This is a genomic window from Sulfoacidibacillus ferrooxidans (assembly GCF_022606465.1).
Lineage (GTDB): Bacteria > Bacillota > Bacilli > Alicyclobacillales > SLC66 > Sulfoacidibacillus > Sulfoacidibacillus ferrooxidans.
Genome location: NZ_JALBUF010000001.1, coordinates 512,072 through 530,098, shown reverse-complemented (window position 1 = coordinate 530,098; position 18,027 = coordinate 512,072). Strand labels below are relative to the sequence as shown.

The following is an 18,027-nucleotide window of genomic DNA, read 5'->3' as shown; positions in this document are numbered from 1 at the left end:
AGATGGAGGTGATTTTATGGCGGCAAAAACCGCATCAGCTACACCGCAGACGTTATCTAATATAGACAAGATTATCGAGCATCGTAAGATGCGATCTGCGTTTGCAATCTTTTTGTTTAGCATGAGTGTTCCTTACTTCATGATGATTAATGTGCGGTACATTATGATAGGTGGCTTTGTCCCGCCTGCACTTGATCAAATGACAGGCGGCATTGAAACAGCTTTGCTTATTATCAGTCTACTAACCGCTGTAGGCGCCGCTCGTCGTGTTAAAAATGGCGACGCATTAGGCTACAAGCGTCTGACGGATGCAACGTTGTTATTCGGTGGGATTGGCACACTTATGCAGGTGTACGAATTATGGTATCATCCGATGAATCCGATGTCTCACTATGGCGAAACATTTCTTGCTACGATTGGTCTCTCGATGGTGATGGGGTTAATCGGCTTACTCGTTTTATATGCTGGACGTGAACGTATAAAGCGCATTGGAATTACGGAAGAAAACCAGTTAGGTTACGAGATGGTTTCTTGGTTTTGGATTTTCACCGTTATTACATGGCTTGCAATGTATATTGATTTGTACTTCCTGTAGGTTGAAGAGGAGGCGTAAGATATGGGAAATAACTTTTGGCCGACACTTCCAATCAAGATTCCTTACAGTGAGGGTATGCCACTGTGGTGGGACATTGTGTTTTGGATTTTTCAGGCAGTAGTAATGACGACTCTTGTTTTACTGCTTATCCGATGGGCCACGCGAATTGATCATATTCGCGAACAAGAAGATTCATTAGATGCTACGATACCTTCAAAAAAAGGTAGATAGCATAATAAAAGTGTGAGAGTGGCGGTTCAATCCAGGTATGCATTGCAACCAGGATTGAACCGCCTGCTCCCATTTGTTATATAGGGGGGGATTCATGTGCGGATTACTTCAATGATCCTGACTCTTTTTGGAGTGGTGATCGGATTTTTAGTTGCATTAGCAGAAACGGGTGCAAAGTATAATGGTGATTTTTATTTTCCTCAAATACGTTCTGCAGTATGGATGGATTGGGTGACAGTTGCCTGTTCTTCTCTTGCTTTGATCTCCGTTTTTTTTATTTGGAAAGGGACGCGTATAGCAATGACTTTACTCACCATTGCAATCGTTGGTGGTGTTGCTGGCGCATTAACAGTATGGGAGATTCCTGGTACATTCTTATTTGCAGGGCTCATCTTACTTGTGATTACACAGATTGGTATGCATGATGACCAGATTTATATGGGATTACAAGCAAATACATCGGAGGGTATACCTGATGAAGCTTTTAAATAGTTTGCCTACTCAAATCGGTGCGGCAAGTGTGTTATTTGTTCTATGTCTTATTATTCCTATGACAACAAGTCTCGCTCAAGGGATCCACGAACGCAAGTTACTCTCGTGGCAAGGGGTTGAACACCTTAAGACGGGGCAAATGTCTTTAGTGATTAAGTATGAAGGTGATCCTAATTTGGATTTGCCACTTTCTTCTGTTCCAAAGTCGTGGTTTAACCTCTCTCTATCGTCTGATACTGCTGGAACAACAATAGATAGCCCTGCTATTTTAGGATGGTTATATAAACAAAATCCAGGTCTTGTTGAAGGAATTTTAGGTACAAACGGCAATATTGCTTCGATCACAAATATTTTTCCTCACTATCCAGTAGCGTATACAGTTTCATTTCTGAAACAATTAGCTAAAGAGCACATTAATCCAGATCAATTTGGAGGACCAGATGTTAAGCCTGGCAGTGTTCCATATCAACAGTTAAGTGACGGATTATTACATGTCGATACACTAGCAGATAACAACACGCTTGTACAATGTTCACCTAATGCCATTCCGCAGGAACTTATCGCAATTTCACATAAAAATGCAGTTGATGGAGGTGTAAGCGGATGACTGCCCAGCAATTTTTTGGGCTTGGTATAGTTACTCTTTGGCATCCAGTCGTTTTGGTTGAATCACTCGTTATTCAAGCTTTATATATATGGATAGTCGTTGGTTCAGGTAGACGTTTTTTTACGCATAGTCAAGCTGCGAGCCCTGGACAAATCACGCGTTTTTTGGCAGGGATGTGGATTTTTTATCTTGCTTTTGGTAGTCCGATTGATTATTTAGCTGATCATTTGCTTTTTAGCAATTATATGCTGCAAAATATTTTAGAAATGATCGCGATGACACCACTTCTTTTATCAGGATTGCCTGCTTGGTTAATGGAACCGATCGTACAACCGATTGTTCAAACAAAAACGTATAAACTGGTATCCAAACCATTTATCCGTGCGCTTACATTTAACGTGGTTTTTGTTGTATTTCACCTTCCACCAGTATTTAATCAGACTTTGTTACATCCAGGACTACATGTGTTTGAACACTTCGTATTTTTTTTAATAGCTATTTTCCTATGGATGCCCATTGTCAGTCAAACGCCACTTGTTGCTAGATTAAGACCGGCAGCACAAGTAGTGTATATTTTCTTTGCAGGCAACCTGTTGATGCCACTGATTATCTTATTGTTGTTCACACAGTATCCTTTTTACAGTTTTTATCTGCAGGTACCTAGAGTATTTGGAACAACCGTGTTAGGAGATCAACAATTAGGTTTGATTGTGATGTTAGTCGGTATGTTGATTCCATTCTTTAGTCTTGGTGTTTATGCTTATTCTCGCTACGACAATGCATTGCTGTATCGCTAAGAGTTTAGTGATCGCAGTGAAAGAAAAGATGTATTTTGATAAGACCATGGTTTAAAGATGGGAAAGGAAGCATGTGATGAGTCAGCTAATAGACAACTATTATTTATCCCTTGGCGAAGTAATGTTTGCCTTTGGATGTCTAGTTGGTATTAAAGTTGTTTTTGGATATGTAATGAATGCAATGATGAAAATATTGCGGGATCAACCTACAGTAGATCATGAAAAGGAAGATTCTCATTCCACTACTTTAGTAGAGTCGACAGCTCGCATGCCCGTAGAACGACGTATCCTTTTCTTGGGTTTATCTGGTTTATGGACATTTAGCACGTTGGTACAAGTCCTTCCAATCATGGTTGTAGTAACGAAAGCGCAATATCTAAAAGCCACTTCTTCTTTTGATCCCATGTGGTTGCAGCAACTCGTCCGATTTTTTAGTGGAATCTGGTTTTGGGATCCAACTGCGTGCAATATCATTACGATTTTAGTACAAATCTCTATTGTACTTACCTTATATTTAGGTCGAGGACATTTCATAGGGAAGATTGGCGTGTGGGTTTCATTAGTATTTGGAATTATCGATTGGATTTTTGGTGGAGGTGTGGGACAACTTTTTGCGGCTGGACATGTGCCTATTAGTTTGTTTCCAGGTGGGTCTGTACTGATCATTGTCATTTCTATTCTTTTGTTAATTCCTACAAGATTATGGGATACAGTCAATATGAATACTTGGGGAACGAGAACGTTAGGTATATTTTTTCTCTTAGCGGCGGCGTGGCAACTACTGGGATTATTTTTATATAAACAAGCATCCCCTCTTATAGAGACTATTACGTTTAGGCACGATCCCATCGCTAGGGACCTTTTAGCGGGCCACGTATGGCTGAACCACTGGTTGTTCTCGCATGCAGATTCGACGATGATTGTGCTCATCATCATTTGGTTGTTTGTTGCATGGACTGCGTTTCGTCAGCTTTTACAACATCCACTCTGGGCCTGGCTCGTAACACTTTTACTACTTGTGGAATGGTGGCTTATCGAAGGATTTGGTCTTGGACTGCATTATCTCGTACATACAGGAATGATACCTGGGCTGTTGATTCTTCTTTTTGCATTTCAAAGTGCTAGAAGTAAAGGTTCCATGGATACGTAAGGAGAGTCATTGATTATGGATATGACCAATAATCCTAGCCCACTCATTCTTCATTATTTTTATGTGAGTTTGCTATGGCAACTACCTATTTTTATAGCTGTGATTGTCATTCTTTTTTTTGTCATTACGTTACGAAAACATCAACCGGTACGTTCGCTTGTTAAAGAAGGATGGATACCCTCAGAACAGTTGACAGATCCATTAGATCGAGAAGTTTTTTATCGACGTCGTACCTTGCGAGTTGGGCTTGGATTATTGTGGGTGCTCGATGGATTGCTACAAGCCCAACCAGATATGAGTTCTGAATTCATACCTAATATCGTCAATCCTAGTATCTCCTCGCTTCCTCCGTTCCTCTATAACCTTGTTGAACCACTTGTTGTGCTTTGGAGTCAGAGCCCAGTGCAATTTGATATATTAGCCATTTGGATTCAAGTAGGTATAGGTATTCTACTACTTTTTGGCGGAAATAGCGGATTGATTCGCTTGACACTTTGGTTTTCTATTCTGTGGGGCATGGCTGTTTGGGTTATTGGAGAGGATTTTGGTGGTGTTTTTTCAAATGGCGCTACATGGTTAGCGGGTGATCCGGGTTCCGTACTTTTTTATATGATTGGAGCCGCATTTCTCTTATTACCTGCAAAACGTTGGCGTGAACAGTATGTATTGAAATATTTGCAGAGAATCATGGCCATTCTTTGGATGTGGTCTGCTATCGTACAGGCGATTCCTGCTTTTGGATTTTGGAGTCCGCAAGGGCTTAGCAGTACTACGCTAAGTATGGCAGAGATGCCGCAACCAGCTTCACTTGTAGCGATATTATACGCGATTGTTCATGTATTAAGTGCGCATCCTGTCCTTTGGAATGCCATCTTTATCATTTGGATGGGCACATTAGGAATTGCTTGGTTATGGCAATCCAAGCTCCCCTTTGTCGTACCTATAACATTGGTTTGGATTGCCCTGACTTGGGTGATTGGTCAAGATTTTGGGGTATTAGGTGGACTTGGAACAGATCCGAATTCCAGTCCAGTTGTCTTTTTGTTAATCCTGTCAGTAGTCATGAAATCAAAACGTAAGTGGCAACCAGCAAATCATGTATAGAATTGATCCGAGTCACGATGGCGTATTGTACCAAAATGAACGATCCAAATGTCGTAAAACGCGAATACCTAACGTGCCAAATACAAAAAGCATACCGATTAGCATGAGTTTAGCGCCATCTTGTTGAATCGTTATCGTTGTAGCGACAGATATGCCAGAAGAATGAAACGCATCGTACCAGGGTGAGCGTACGAGGAGAAGGACGATGACGATCGGTAACATGAAAACAATGGAATACGCGATATAAAAAAACTCGCGAAGTCCAGTTATTCGAGAAAGCGTTTTGCTTTTACTAGCAAAAGGCCACCAAAAGAACACAGCTGAGATCATGATGGCTGTTTGAATCACGATATGGATCCAATTGGTTGCTAGATTGAGGTCTAAAATAAATGGTAAAAGTGAGAGCGTTGCAATCAGATTATATGTAAAACTAGCTACAATAGGGTTGGTCGACCTTACTGTCCATTGATGTACGCCATGTAACGACAAAAGCGCATCTGTGAGCCACTGTGGTACGCTCAGTAATAGTAGCCAAGGCATGACCATAGTCATGAGCAACATTTGTATAATATAAGCTACAAATGACTGTGTTTGAGCACGTAAGTCTAATGGCGTTCCTGTGGCTATGATAAAGACAAGTAAAAGGGATATAAATGCCGCGTATTCCGAGTGCGTTGGCTTTTTATACGATGATGAAGCGATGAGATTTTTCCCCATGGGTCCTGTAACCACAGCGTATGAGATCGCAAGAAGGATGGCAAACAGAAAGACGGCGGGTCGCCAACTGACTAGTAGATAAGCAAATAAAATGGAATGCATGAATATCCCTCCTTTTTTAAATCAGTTGATATACTAAAAAGTAAACCAAGATAATGCACCGAGTGCAACAAGTGTAGAAGCGATGATAAGCCCCCCTCTTGCATAGCGCAAAGGAGACCACCCGAAAATACGTAGAGAATTACCTAGAACAAAAGCACTGGAAATAAGCATGGCCAATGCCGCCATGGCAGGACTTGCAAAACCTGCAACGGCAACACATAAGGCAATAAAGTTATAGATAATAGCCCACCCAAGATTAAAGCGGATGGTTCCAGTGACCTTTTTGCCTAGATCAAGTAAGTTGGGGATACCTCTTAAATCTTGCTTTGCAAGGATGAAGTGACCTGATTGAATGGCAAGATCCGCACCACTTCCCATAGCAAGACCAATCGTTGATTGGACGAGGGCTGCAGCGTCATTGATTCCATCGCCTAGAAAGGCTACTTGATGACCTTGTTTTTGCATATCTAAAACAAGAGCCGCTTTATCCGTAGGGCTTAAATGAGCGTAGTACTCATGGATACCGATCTCATCTGCAATGGTTTGGACTGCCCGTTGGTGATCACCACTAGCCATGATCACACGAATATTCGATTGCTGTAGCTGTGCAACGACACGGTATGCTTCAGGGCGCACGGTGTCTGCAAAAGCGTACGCGCCGCTCACCATGTCATCGATGACTACATATGAAACGGAATATCCTGCCTGTTTCCACTCTGTAACCGTCTGTTCAAATTCAGGTGATGCAATCGCATCACCTACTGTAGAACCAATCGTCACATCGTGATCACAGACATTTGCGTAGACACCAAACCCAGGGATTGGACGGAACTCCCGTACCGGTAGAGGAGTAAGTCCCCTATCACTTGCATAGCGTACGATCGCTTTGCTCATCGGATGATCTGACGAAAATTCAGTAGATAGTGAGTACAGTAGGGCATCTGGGTAATCGGGATGAAAAATGGCTGCTTTTACAGCCAATTGGCCAAGCGTCATCGTCCCTGTTTTGTCTACGATGAGTGTATCAATCGTGGCGGCGCGTTCAAACGCCTCGTGCTTTCTAAGCAAAATCCCAAAATCATTCAGGCGGCGAACACCACCTAGGACAGCAAGAGGTGTAGCTATACTAAGTGCGCAAGGACAACCGATCACAAGGACTGCGACAGATCGAAGTAATGCAGTGGCCATAGAAGTGTGCAATCCCCACACTAAAACAGCAAAAGTACCTGTAGCCGTGAACAGTACAAAGGGAACAAAAATCTTTAAAATGCGGTCTGCTAGACGTTGGTAGCGTAATGTGTGATTCTCCGCATTGCGGACAAAATCCGTGGTCTGCTTTAAAAGCGTATCGGTCACTCGTGAAACAGCGACTTCTAACAGACCAGAGTGGTTTGTAGTTCCTGCATATACTGGATCTTTTAAGTGCTTATCTACCCACAGTGATTCGCCAGTGAGCATAGATTCATCGACTGCAGACTGACCTGAGATGACTGTTCCATCGACAGGAATGGTCTCACCTGTCTCAATGCGAACGACATCGCCAACCATTACATCAGCAATAGGTAGTAACATAACGTGACTATCTTTGACTACGCGAGCTTCTTTAGGTGCTAACCGGCCGAGTAGAGAAACCACTTGACTTGCTTTTCGCTTTGTTTGAGCTTCGAGTGTCCGACTAAATAGCAAAAAGCTCACAAGCAGACTTGCGGTATCGAAATATACGAATTGGCCACTTTGTAATACACTCACTACACTGTAGGCATAAGCCGAAACACTGCCAATGGCAATCAGTAAGTCCATGGTTGGAACGAAATGGCGGATAGAGGACCAGGCTCCACGCAAAAAAGGCCAACCACTCCAAAAAATAACGGGTGTAGATAATATCCACAATGAATAACTAAGAAGTAGGCGCATCCCTTGTGGTAAAAGCGGTAGATATCCGGTCCATACGGGAACACTGAGCATCATCATCACAAGGCTAAGAAGAGCAGCCACACTAAAGCGACGCAATAAAATGACATCGGCCGTGTGCAAATTGCCATCTCCATCATCATCGGCCGTTGCGTTATACCCTAATTTTCCAATGGTGTCACACAAAGCAGTAGGCGAGACCGTTTCTCGATCATAGGCGATCTGTGCAGTACTTGTTGAAAAGTCTACTTTAGCTGCAAATACACCAGGTGTTTGTTGTACAACATGTTCGATCAGTAATGTGCATGACGCACACCAAATGCCATCTAAGGAAAGCGTGACAGTATGTGCATCGGTTGCTTCTTGTGCAAAAAAATCACCAGGTCGTTCTAACCCACGGGCTTCTATCCAATTAATCCCTGGTGTGGCTTTGAGTCGTTGCAATTCGTCTTCGCCAAGTACATGCCAAAGTTCCTTACACCCATGACAACAAAAAGTATATCCTGAATCCAGAATAGGTGTAGTGGCTGGTTGCTCACATAAATGACAAGTTAAAATAGCCATGGATTCACGCTCGGTATCCAATCGTTGATCACCATTCCTCGTAAAATAAACAAAATGCCACTAAGAGCGATGAGAGTTGCTGCGATATTTGAAAAAAGGCGTCCTTGCAGACGCTTACGCCCGTAGAAACCAGCCGTAGCGACTGTCAACAAAGACGGAATCGTGCCTATGCCAAATACGAGCATCAACATGGCACCTTTGATCGCTGATCCTGTGGCAGCGGCTGTGATGAGCATGGCAAACAAAAGGCCACACGGATGCAAACCAAGTAGGACTCCTGCGAGAAAGGCTCCAAGGGGATCGCGTCGATCCATCCATATTCGCAAGCGAGACTGCATCCCTTTGTTGCGAAGTAACGAATAGCGCTCAAGAAATCCAGCTCCGTGCCCTGTTCTCCACTCATCAATCGCCCATAGTACCATAAGCGATCCACCCACAAAAGCGGCGATCGCTTGGATTCCTGATGTTCTGGCAGCGACATTGACAAATGAGCCAATGGCTCCAAAGACGGCACCAAGTACTGTGAACATGAGAATGCGACCGATGTTGTGTGGGAGGTGTGCGCGAATTAGAATGGTGCGAAACGATTGTTTTTCTTGTCCAGCAGTAGCACTCCCAAGGGAGAGACTATACGCGAGTACAAAAGGTCCGCACATACCGGCACAATGGACAAATCCTTGTAGTAAACCGATGCCAAGCGCAGTAAGTAATAAGGGTAAACCATTCAATCGTTATTCGCTCCTTAAGATCTCTAGAAACTATGACTGGCAAGTAAATTTGCAATCATCATCATCATCATGGTTGAAGTAAAAAGTATACCGTAAAGCGCATAGCGTTTTAACAATAAAATCCATGCAATTGAGGTGACAAAGCCCATAATATAGACAAGTAGGTTGGCCTCCACGTAAAGGCCCCGATGAAGATCAACAAATTGATTGAGTGCAGAGTTAGTCCAAAGTAGACTGGCAATCATACTGATGATCAGAATGATGACTGCTGTGCGATGTAAATACGCAACTCTGCGTTCATCTGAGTCATTTTGCAATAATGCTTGGCTAAAACCTGTAGCAAATTCTAGAATTTTTGGTTGCAAGGAAAATCCAGGAAGCATGCCCGCAATCGAAATAATCAAATAGACGATGGCCTGCAGGGAGCTTAGATGATCTTCTTCACTTAAAATTAGCCATTGTTTCACAGGTGGTGATACCATTGCCATAAAAAGAACGGCAGATAAAATATAGCGCCAGCTATGTCTGTTGGCTGGTACCATGGCATGAGGTTGACTTTTCATAGGTGGCTCTTTTCCATAGAATATATGCATGTTAAATCGTTACATATCACGATTGTACTTGGACGTGAAAAGGAATAGTGAAACTTCCTGTCGTTGTTTTTTCGTGAAGCGTTATTGTCCAAGGTCCAGTCATGACAAACACAAGCGTTCCACTATAGGTGTCAGATGCATTTTTTGTGAGTTGAATGGCTGGAACAGGCATACTCATATCAGGCATGGTTTCCTTTACTTGTACAGATTGCACAATGCTCGCGTGATCTGTTGATGTAATATGTACGTGTATTGAAACGGGATGAAGCGCTAGAAAATGGGCTGGAGACAACGTCATTGATACTTTTTGTGTGCCAGAAGAAGCAGTCAACGTACGTGTGTTGGTTGCTGATGGTGTTTGCTGTGTTGCGCATCCAGAAAGCATAGTCATACTGCAAAAAAGGGATAAGAACAACATAGGCAATCGCTTCATGTACATGCGCATCCTCTCTAAGAGATCATTATGCGCAGATCGATTTCATTATCTGTCGCTACCCTTTATATTGTAGCGGAGATTTATATAGCTGTCATGTCGAATTGCATAGAGAATCCTATCTCTCTATGCAATTCGACATGTGTTGAACCACAACTTAATCCTATGCGTCCTCTTTTACATGATGGAGGATGAATATTAGTTTGTGGTTGGTGCAGGTGGAATGGAACTCCCATAACCGATGATAAATCCATTGCCATTTGCATTCGGCTGTGAAGGAGTAGATATCCATTGACCATTTTGTATCATGACACCTGCATCATATAACGTAAATTCTGGATTTTGATTATTGGTTTGCGTCGATTCAAAAGATATCGACCCATAATTGGCGAGTGTTGTGATAGCACCATTTAACGCGGGAGCTTCCTCAATCCACTCTGCAGAAGTTTGCGGACCAGTGTACTCAATGCCATTTTCAGTGAAGGTCCAATTTTGTGTCATATCTGTTAATATAATACTCCAAGTACCATCTGCCTGTTGTGCAATCTGCGCCTGCATTTCGTCGCCAGGAGATACAGGGTATTGGGATGTGCTAAGTTGTGTTTCAGGGTTAGGTAGTATTTCCCACCAAGCAAAGTATTGGGCTTGCCCATCGACGATATTTTGTGCTGTACCAGTTTGGATGAGTTGGCTATTAGTAAAGCCATCAATGCCAATCCAAGTAGCGGAGTAAGATGATGAAGATTGTGTTAAGCCATCTCCATCAAAAATATCAGCAATCCAAGTCCAAAAGTTATCTTCTGAATTCGGGTTTGGAGATGCTGGTACGCTGACTTCTGGAACCACCCATGTACCAGAGATGCTTGTATACGTTCCTTGAGTATCTGATGTGAGTGCATAACCAGACCAATTTTCAGAACTCCAGCCGTAGGTTGTGTTTGAGGCATTGGCAACAGGTAGATCAGCAAGCGGTTTGCGAAAACTGTGTAGCATGATCATGCTCCCTTCTCCTAACGTGATATCTGTACTTACTTAGTTAAAGTGCAGACATCTTATCGTATGGGGACAAGGAAAGAATGGTTTGCACGATTGTCATGTCAAAAGACACATTGTCATCGATGAGAGTCTCATCGATGACAAAATGATTAACTTTGTTGTTCTTCTAAGTCTGTGCGATGGCGATGAGCAAGTCTACTTGCGGCAGCCGCTGCCACTGCGCCCACTAGATCATCCATGAACGTGTGGACGCGTTTTGACGAATGATCATTAAGATCGGCTAAGATTCCGTACTTAATCTTATCTACATAGCCATAGTTTGTATAGCCAATACTGCCGTAGATGTTTAAGATGGAGAGAGCAAGGATTTCATCCACTCCATACAAACTTTCATCCGATTCAATAATCGCTTGAATAGGCGTAGATAGGCGTTTTTCTTCCGCTAAAATATCAAGTTCTACACCAGTCAAAATGGCATTTTGAACTTCTCGTTTGCTAAGGACATGGTGAATACTTTCTTCACACATGGCAATGGTGAGATTAGGTATATAAGGATCTTGGAGGTGCTTTGTGATTTGCGCGATGGCATGGATAGACACACCGCGTTCTGCAAGTATATTCAGTGTGGCCTCATGAATTGTTTGACTTGGGACGAATGATTCCATGTTCATTTCCGCCTTTCTTCATGCAGTGTAAGCACCTTTTTATTGTATCGTAATTGTGCAGGAAATGTTTGCATGTCTATCGAATTTCAGTTTATCGGTTGTGCTTAAAAGCGATTGTAGGAGGAATGACACATGCAGCCGATCATACTTCGCGACGGGCGTGTTGCTGAGTTGCGAATGGCTAAAGATGTGGAAGCCGATCGCGTGCTTATACGGGATTTGAGCTCACGCGTATCTGCAGAAAGTCTTTACTTTCGTTTTATGCATGTGGTCAAAGAAGTGCGCGAGGATCTCATCACAGCTATGATTGGCGATGGCGGTCCAAACTCGCTAGGCCTGCTCTGTATGGCTGGAGAAGAACTGATCGCCATCGGCAATTATGTTCGAGTCGATGCAGGAACTACAGCGGAAGTGGCTTTCTTAGTCGACGATAAGATACAGCAAAAGGGTATCGGCACATTGTTACTTGAATATCTTGCAGAATCAGCGTGGAATCACGGTATTCAACAGTTTGAAGCGTATGTTCTGCGAGATAATACCCCAATGCTCAATGTCTTTCGAGCAAGTGGATACGAGCTTATGAGTACATATGAATCCGATACCATCCATTTACACCTTTCGTTATCTCACACTGAAAAGCTCCGCACCTTGCGAGCGATGCGCGATAAACGCGCTACTGTGGCCTCATTAAAACCATTTTTTGAACCCAATAGCATTGCAGTGATTGGAGCATCGAAAGATCCTACTCATTTGGGCCATGTATTATTGCGCAATATTTTACAAAGTGACTATAGAGGAACCGTATATCCAGTTAATCCGACGGCAACATCAGTATCAGCGGTTCGAGCGTATAAAAGTGTATTGTCGGTACCGGAGACAGTTGACCTTGCAATGATAGCCGTACCTGCTGCACAAGTAAACGCTGTTGTCGATGATTGTTTACGTGCAGAAGTGGGCGCCATTATTATCGTGGCATCCGGTTTTTCCGATCGCGATCCAGAAGGTAGCATGCTTGAGAAAGAGATCTTTCGCAAGATTCGCGGTGCGGGTAGGCGAATGATAGGACCAAGTAGTTTGGGATTATTGCATTTGACTGAAGAGGTGCATATGAATGCTAGCTTTTCGCCCGTACTTCCGATTAGCGGAAGCATTGCTATCGCAAGTCATTCAGGTGCACTAGGGATTGCCGTGCTGGAGTACGCTAGTCGCATTGGCGTAGGGGTGTCTAGCTTTGTAAGTCTTGGCAATCGTGTAGATGTGTCAGGTAATGATTTACTGCAGTATTGGGAAGATGATGCAGCTACAAAAATTATTGTTCTTTACCTAGAGTCATTTGGCAATCCTCGCAAGTTTTGGAGCATCACGCGGCGCATTGCACGTCAAAAACCGATCATTGTGGTAAAGAGTGCACGTACCGCCAGTGCATTTTCACTTTCTAAGACGCGCCAAAGCACGCTTGCAGCGCCTGATACGGCTGTGGATGCTCTGTTTCGGCAAGCAGGAATTATTCGAGTGAATACTTTACTAGAACTATTTGATGCAGCAGCCATCCTCAGCTATGCACCTTTACCGCGCGGAAGACGGGTAGCGGTGGTCACCAATACAGCAGGTGGTGCGGTCATCACTGTGGACACAATTATTCGTGAAGGATTGGAGTTTGTAGGGCCAGTCATTAACTTGGGGTTCGAGGCGCTTGCACAAAGTTATCGGGATGTGTTGCCGCAAGTATTGCGCGATGACTCAGTCGATGCTGTCATGGTGATCTTTACACCAGTGAGTGCCACCGACCAAGAAGGGGTCATGAAAGCCATTGCACAAGCGGTCGAAGAGGTACAGCAGGACTATGAAAAGCAGGGTCACACTCATGAAGTAAAGCCCATTGTTGCAAACTTTTTAACTCCTGGTGATGATTTTGTGCATTATATTTGTGCAGGAACGCTTCGTATTCCTGTGTATCCATTTCCAGAGCATGCTGTACGCGCTTTAGCAAAAGTTGCTGATTACGCTTCATTTTGTCGCACGGAGCCTGGTGATTTGCCCGTATTTGAAGACATTGATAGTGATCAAATACGTAGTTTAGTACGTCAAAATTTACAACCAGAACTAGCGTTGCTACCTCGTGAACAGGCGGAACAATTGTTGTCGATCCTGGGCGTTGCAACTGCAAAAAAACAACATACGGACATTCGGACAATGTGGCTTGAAATGAAAGTTGACTCGCTGTTTGGACCGCTCATTACTTTATATGCTTTTCACGATTATGAGTTGAGCAGTGAAGATGTACCACAAATCAAATCTGGAACGCGCATGATGCCTCTTACAGATTTGGATGCACGCGAGATGGTAGAAGCTGTATTGAGTCATGTTCAACTTCAATTAGTAAGTGCTCGTGCATTAATGGGTATTTTGCTACGGCTCTCTGTGCTCATCGAATCAGCTCCGGAGATATTCTCTGTGATTTGCAGAAGAATTGAATTTGATCAAGAGAAAGCATACTTAGTTGACTTCGAGATTTTTGTCCAGGCTGTGCCTTCGCTTTAGATAGACTAGTTGGTATAGCAGATACGTGTGGGGGAGTGACTTATGGAAGAAGGAATCAAGCAGTTACGGGATATTTTGGATCAAAGTCGGCGTATTGCTGTTCTTTCTGGAGCAGGGATGAGCACAGAGTCAGGAATACCGGATTTTCGATCGGAAAACGGATTGTGGAAAGATCCCCATGTGGTTGCGATGATGACTGAAGAATATTTGCATGGGCATCCAGAGGAATTTTGGCTGGCATTTAAGCGAGTTTTTATGAATGAACAATATCGTGCAGCAAAACCAAATATCGGTCATGAGTCTTTAGCGGCACTTGAAAGAGCGGGTAAAGAAGTAGTGATATTTACACAAAACGTAGATGGACTCCATCAGGCTGCAGGGAGCAAGCAAGTGCATGAGCTACACGGTAGTATTCATTTTGCACAATGTCCACGCGGCCATCGCAGATATGGCATACAATATATACTCGAAAACGCCATTCCTCGATGTGACTATGTAGAACAAAATGGCGATATGTGTGATGCAGTACTTGAACCGGATGTCGTTTTATTTGGCCAAATGGTTAAGGGATTTGAGGAGGCATTTTACGGTATTGTACGTTCTGATGTATTGCTGGTTCTAGGTACATCTTTAACAGTAGATCCGGTGGCGAGTTTACCACAATATATCATTAAAGGACATCATCAGTTAGTGGTCGTTAATTTGGATGAAACATATATTGATGAGAAAGCAGATCTCACCATTCATGCTAAAGTAGGAGCAACGCTTTCGGCAGCACTAAAAATGAGGTGATTCCCATATGTTTATTGAGCACGCGTATTATCAATCAGCAGTGCCAAGTACGGTGTATGTGCTATTGTATCTTTATACCAGTACTGTGAGTTTTATTTTATTTCGTAAGGCACAAGTTGAACTTGCGTGGTTTGCCTACATTCCTTTTCTTTCCTTGATCCCACTGCTATGGACGATTGGAAAGAGTGGGTGGAATATCTTATGGACATTTATTCCTATCGTTAATATCATATTTTATTTACTATGGACCTCACGATTTTTACGAGTATTTGGCATGAATCCATGGGTCTTGCTATTATTCTTTATTCCCACCATCGGTCCATTGATTTTTCTTGTCATTTTGTCTGTAATGGCCTTTTCTCCTGCTTATTATTACAGTTCGCAACGGATCACTTGGACATCTTCCTATCGCAGGTAGTCCTGTATGGAAAATGTATATGTATGTAAAAAAGACTAGTCGGCCACACTTCAGTATTCTAACAATGTCCTGTAGCCGACTAGTTTTTTCATGTGAGACAACTCCAGTCAGGGAGTTGCTCTATTCACCATTCATTAACGTAGATGGTGGTCATCAGCAGAATGCAGACACTTAGACAGAGTAAATCCAAAAACGTTCAGTCGTCAGCATTTTTTCAATCTTTTTCTTGGTTTCTGGATCTTCCATGTCTTTCTCCATCTGTGCCATCATGGCTTCAGATTGTGAACGGTGTGCACGCATAGCATCCAGTTTAATATCTAATACATCGGTTATGTCATTGACAATATCTGGTTTTCCAAGAAATTCTTCTGCGTGATTGGTGACAGCAGAGCCATAGATGACAGGTCTTTGTTCAGGTGGGATGCGTTTCACAGCAATCACTGTCGCAGCAGAAAGACCATCGTGATCTGGATGCACGCCATGTTCTGGATAGTAGGTCATCACAATCGTTGGATGTACTTCTCGAATGACTGCTTCAATCTGATCAGCGATCTTTTCTGGATCTTCAAATTCGACCGTTTTATCGCGCAAACCTAATAACCGCAGGTCTTCAATGCCAAGAACTCGACAAGCATCACGTAGTTCTTTTTCGCGAATAGTTGGCAGCGTTTCACGATTTGCAAAAAAAGGCTTTCCCATATTTCGCCCTAATTGACCTAGCGTTCCGCAAATCAAGGTCACTTTCGTTCCCGCTTTCGTATAGCGTGCGATCGTGCCCGCTTTGCCAAATGTCTCATCATCTGGATGCGGGAAGACCACTAACATGTGTTCCATCGGTGTCTTCCTTTCTTGTGTAACTATCAACAGTTGCGTACTCCATGATTCTATAAGAGCCTGTTCAAAAAGGGGGCAGGTAAGACCCGCGCAGTGCAAGAAAGCAAGCCAAGAATGTGGACTGAGCGTACGTTTTGGGCACGTGAGGGAGCGTTCTTGGCGCTAACGCTGCCATGCGCCGGGGAGTTCTGACCCCTTTTTGAACAACCTCTATAAGGGAAAAGGTGTTTCGCTCAGCTCTAGTGCGACTGCAAGGCGACCTTCGCTGTCGTTTCCAGCGATCAGAAGGCGACCTTGAAGATCGAGTTCCCAATCGGTTAATCCCTCAGCATAAATCCATCCATCACTCATTTTTAGGCCGACGCGATAGGGGCCAGAACCAGTGATTGATCCACGCTCATAACTGATCTTCCCGTTTCGAATATAAGCGCATACTGCCATCGAAGATTCGGCACGATGGGCTGCATAGGCGCCGTTTGTCGTTTCTAGGTGCAAGTACAATGGCTTGTCTTTCCACTGATCTAATACATGTTGTATCGCTTCGCGTTGAATGGCTTCCATGTGTAAAATCCCCCAAAAATCATGGTTTCAATGATGTCTGACTGCTTCATGCACAGTTCATTTGCCATCTTAGATCTATTATACCGCTGTTGTAAAGTACATGCCGGCAAGAGTAGGTGAACCGCAGGTATGGACTCCAAATAAGACAATTACTCGTTTGTTAACACGTGCAAAATCGAAGCTGGAATGGCGTTTCGATTGCCATAGATCACAGGTGGAGTTAACTGGTACCCATTTTTTTCGTAAAGATCTAATCCGTTTTTAGATAACAAATAAGAAATGAATGCAACTCCAGCTTTCGTATTAGGCGTTCCTTGCACAGATGTGACATAGAGTTCGAGTGGTGCGCCCGTCACAGTCTTGCCGTCACTGAGATGAAGATGAGCAGTCGCATACACCGATTGTTCTGTTGGATCGCCAAAGTTAATGGCAGAAGGTAACGTGATATAAGGAAGGTGGCGTTGCACGGCTTCTGATAAAAAGGCACTTGAAGCATCTAATTGACCCGCTTGTAAACGGGAGAGAATCGATTCTTCAGAAAAAATCTGAGACGGATTATTGACTCCTCCGAGAATCTTTTGCGCCGTACCATGTGGAAAGTGATAGTATGTTTGTGCTAATTCCATCATCATGACAAACGCTTGGCCTTGCGGGTCTGTATTAGGATTTGTGCGACCTAAATGAAAATTTTTAGATTCCATTAAAGTAAAAAGTGTGGAAAGTGGTTTTTCGCCTGTAGCGATGGCCTTAAAGGTGCTTGCATAGGGACTAGTTGGTGAATAAGCAATGACGAGTGGCGAGCTTGCAAAACCGATCGCATAAGTAGATAAATGCGGTTGCAAAAGTTGTATAGGTGCAATCCCAACACTTTCAAACACATTTGGAGTAATTTGTCCGCTGGTAATGAGGTGCGCGATACCAAAAGATCCACCTCCGCGTCCCTCGTAGGGTATACCTGTTGCACGTGTAAATTGTGGGCCAAGTTCGGTGTCATTGACTAGTTGTAATGATCCTGCGTATGCTACATTGGCAGTTCCAAGGTTTGTGGAACTCTGTGTGGAGGGTTTTGCTGCGGGTACCGCTGTCGAAGCAGGTTGTGTTCCGCACCCTGATAGAATCGTTGTAAGAGCAACGCTGGTTAGAGCAGTGGACCATACGGCTGTGGTGCGTTTTGTAAAATGAGTGGTTGCTTTCAT

General features: G+C 43.4%; 20 protein-coding genes. 10 read left to right on the top strand and 10 right to left on the bottom strand.

What is annotated here, in order from left to right:
- Nucleotides 1–16: 16 nt before the first annotated feature.
- The 7 genes from MM817_RS02665 (at nt 17) to MM817_RS02635 (ending at nt 4,976) form a co-directional block, all read left to right on the top strand.
- On the top strand, nt 17–595 hold the full coding sequence (locus MM817_RS02665; protein WP_241711883.1) for a cytochrome c oxidase subunit 3: 579 nt from the start codon (nt 17–19) through the stop codon (nt 593–595).
- A gap of 21 nt (nt 596–616) precedes the next feature.
- Nucleotides 617–826: a hypothetical protein gene (locus tag MM817_RS02660; protein ID WP_241711882.1), complete on the top strand. Its 210-nt coding sequence runs from the start codon at nt 617–619 to the stop codon at nt 824–826.
- Nucleotides 827–922: 96 nt separating this feature from the next.
- Entirely contained in the window at nt 923–1,318 is a 396-nt protein-coding gene (locus MM817_RS02655; protein ID WP_241711881.1) for a hypothetical protein, read from the top strand.
- Nucleotides 1,302–1,925, top strand: coding sequence for a hypothetical protein (locus tag MM817_RS02650; RefSeq protein WP_241711880.1), 624 nt, complete (start codon nt 1,302–1,304; stop codon nt 1,923–1,925). Before MM817_RS02655 ends, MM817_RS02650 begins: the two co-directional genes overlap by 17 nt.
- Nucleotides 1,922–2,722: a cytochrome c oxidase assembly protein gene (locus MM817_RS02645; RefSeq protein WP_241711879.1), complete on the top strand. Its 801-nt coding sequence runs from the start codon at nt 1,922–1,924 to the stop codon at nt 2,720–2,722. Before MM817_RS02650 ends, MM817_RS02645 begins: the two co-directional genes overlap by 4 nt.
- A 76-nt stretch (nt 2,723–2,798) precedes the next feature.
- Entirely contained in the window at nt 2,799–3,872 is a 1,074-nt protein-coding gene (locus MM817_RS02640; RefSeq protein ID WP_241711878.1) for a hypothetical protein, read from the top strand.
- Nucleotides 3,873–3,887: 15 nt separating this feature from the next.
- A complete protein-coding gene (locus MM817_RS02635) occupies nt 3,888–4,976 on the top strand; it encodes a hypothetical protein (RefSeq protein ID WP_241711877.1) in 1,089 nt (362 codons plus the stop codon).
- Between the two features lie 12 nt (nt 4,977–4,988).
- Here MM817_RS02635 and MM817_RS02630 read toward each other — a convergent pair whose 3' ends face one another.
- The 7 genes from MM817_RS02630 to MM817_RS02600 all read right to left on the bottom strand — a co-directional run bounded on the left by MM817_RS02630 (nt 4,989) and on the right by MM817_RS02600 (nt 11,685).
- Nucleotides 4,989–5,795, bottom strand: a complete 807-nt coding sequence (locus tag MM817_RS02630; RefSeq protein ID WP_241711876.1) for a cytochrome c oxidase assembly protein — start codon at nt 5,793–5,795, stop codon at nt 4,989–4,991.
- A gap of 33 nt (nt 5,796–5,828) precedes the next feature.
- Nucleotides 5,829–8,291 (bottom strand): heavy metal translocating P-type ATPase, encoded by a 2,463-nt coding sequence (locus MM817_RS02625; protein WP_241711875.1) that lies wholly within the window; start codon nt 8,289–8,291, stop codon nt 5,829–5,831.
- Nucleotides 8,258–8,998, bottom strand: coding sequence for a sulfite exporter TauE/SafE family protein (locus MM817_RS02620; RefSeq protein WP_241711874.1), 741 nt, complete (start codon nt 8,996–8,998; stop codon nt 8,258–8,260). The genes MM817_RS02625 and MM817_RS02620 overlap by 34 nt, the downstream gene beginning before the upstream one ends.
- Before the next feature lie 23 nt (nt 8,999–9,021).
- Nucleotides 9,022–9,561: a hypothetical protein gene (locus MM817_RS02615; protein WP_241711873.1), complete on the bottom strand. Its 540-nt coding sequence runs from the start codon at nt 9,559–9,561 to the stop codon at nt 9,022–9,024.
- A 46-nt stretch (nt 9,562–9,607) separates the two neighbouring features.
- Nucleotides 9,608–10,024: a FixH family protein gene (locus tag MM817_RS02610; protein ID WP_241711872.1), complete on the bottom strand. Its 417-nt coding sequence runs from the start codon at nt 10,022–10,024 to the stop codon at nt 9,608–9,610.
- Between the two features lie 198 nt (nt 10,025–10,222).
- Entirely contained in the window at nt 10,223–11,023 is an 801-nt protein-coding gene (locus MM817_RS02605) for a G1 family glutamic endopeptidase (RefSeq protein ID WP_241711871.1), read from the bottom strand.
- Nucleotides 11,024–11,169: 146 nt separating this feature from the next.
- Complete coding sequence (locus MM817_RS02600) at nt 11,170–11,685, bottom strand: phosphatidylglycerophosphatase A family protein (protein WP_241711870.1); 516 nt, start codon at nt 11,683–11,685, stop codon at nt 11,170–11,172.
- Between the two features lie 132 nt (nt 11,686–11,817).
- Between MM817_RS02600 and MM817_RS02595 the strand changes: the two genes are divergently transcribed.
- The 3 genes from MM817_RS02595 to MM817_RS02585 are packed head-to-tail and all read left to right on the top strand — an operon-like array spanning nt 11,818 to nt 15,436.
- Nucleotides 11,818–14,226, top strand: coding sequence for a bifunctional acetate--CoA ligase family protein/GNAT family N-acetyltransferase (locus tag MM817_RS02595; RefSeq protein ID WP_241711869.1), 2,409 nt, complete (start codon nt 11,818–11,820; stop codon nt 14,224–14,226).
- 42 nt (nt 14,227–14,268) lie between these two features.
- Complete coding sequence (locus tag MM817_RS02590) at nt 14,269–15,018, top strand: NAD-dependent protein deacylase (RefSeq protein WP_241711868.1); 750 nt, start codon at nt 14,269–14,271, stop codon at nt 15,016–15,018.
- Nucleotides 15,019–15,025: 7 nt separating this feature from the next.
- Nucleotides 15,026–15,436, top strand: a complete 411-nt coding sequence (locus MM817_RS02585) for a DUF5684 domain-containing protein (RefSeq protein ID WP_241711867.1) — start codon at nt 15,026–15,028, stop codon at nt 15,434–15,436.
- 171 nt (nt 15,437–15,607) lie between these two features.
- Here MM817_RS02585 and bshB2 read toward each other — a convergent pair whose 3' ends face one another.
- The 3 genes from bshB2 to MM817_RS02570 form a co-directional block, all read right to left on the bottom strand.
- Nucleotides 15,608–16,270 (bottom strand): bacillithiol biosynthesis deacetylase BshB2, encoded by a 663-nt coding sequence (gene bshB2 / locus MM817_RS02580; protein WP_241712268.1) that lies wholly within the window; start codon nt 16,268–16,270, stop codon nt 15,608–15,610.
- Between the two features lie 210 nt (nt 16,271–16,480).
- A complete protein-coding gene (locus tag MM817_RS02575) occupies nt 16,481–16,831 on the bottom strand; it encodes a YojF family protein (RefSeq protein WP_241711866.1) in 351 nt (116 codons plus the stop codon).
- A 149-nt stretch (nt 16,832–16,980) separates the two neighbouring features.
- Nucleotides 16,981–18,027 (bottom strand): extracellular solute-binding protein, encoded by a 1,047-nt coding sequence (locus MM817_RS02570; RefSeq protein ID WP_241711865.1) that lies wholly within the window; start codon nt 18,025–18,027, stop codon nt 16,981–16,983.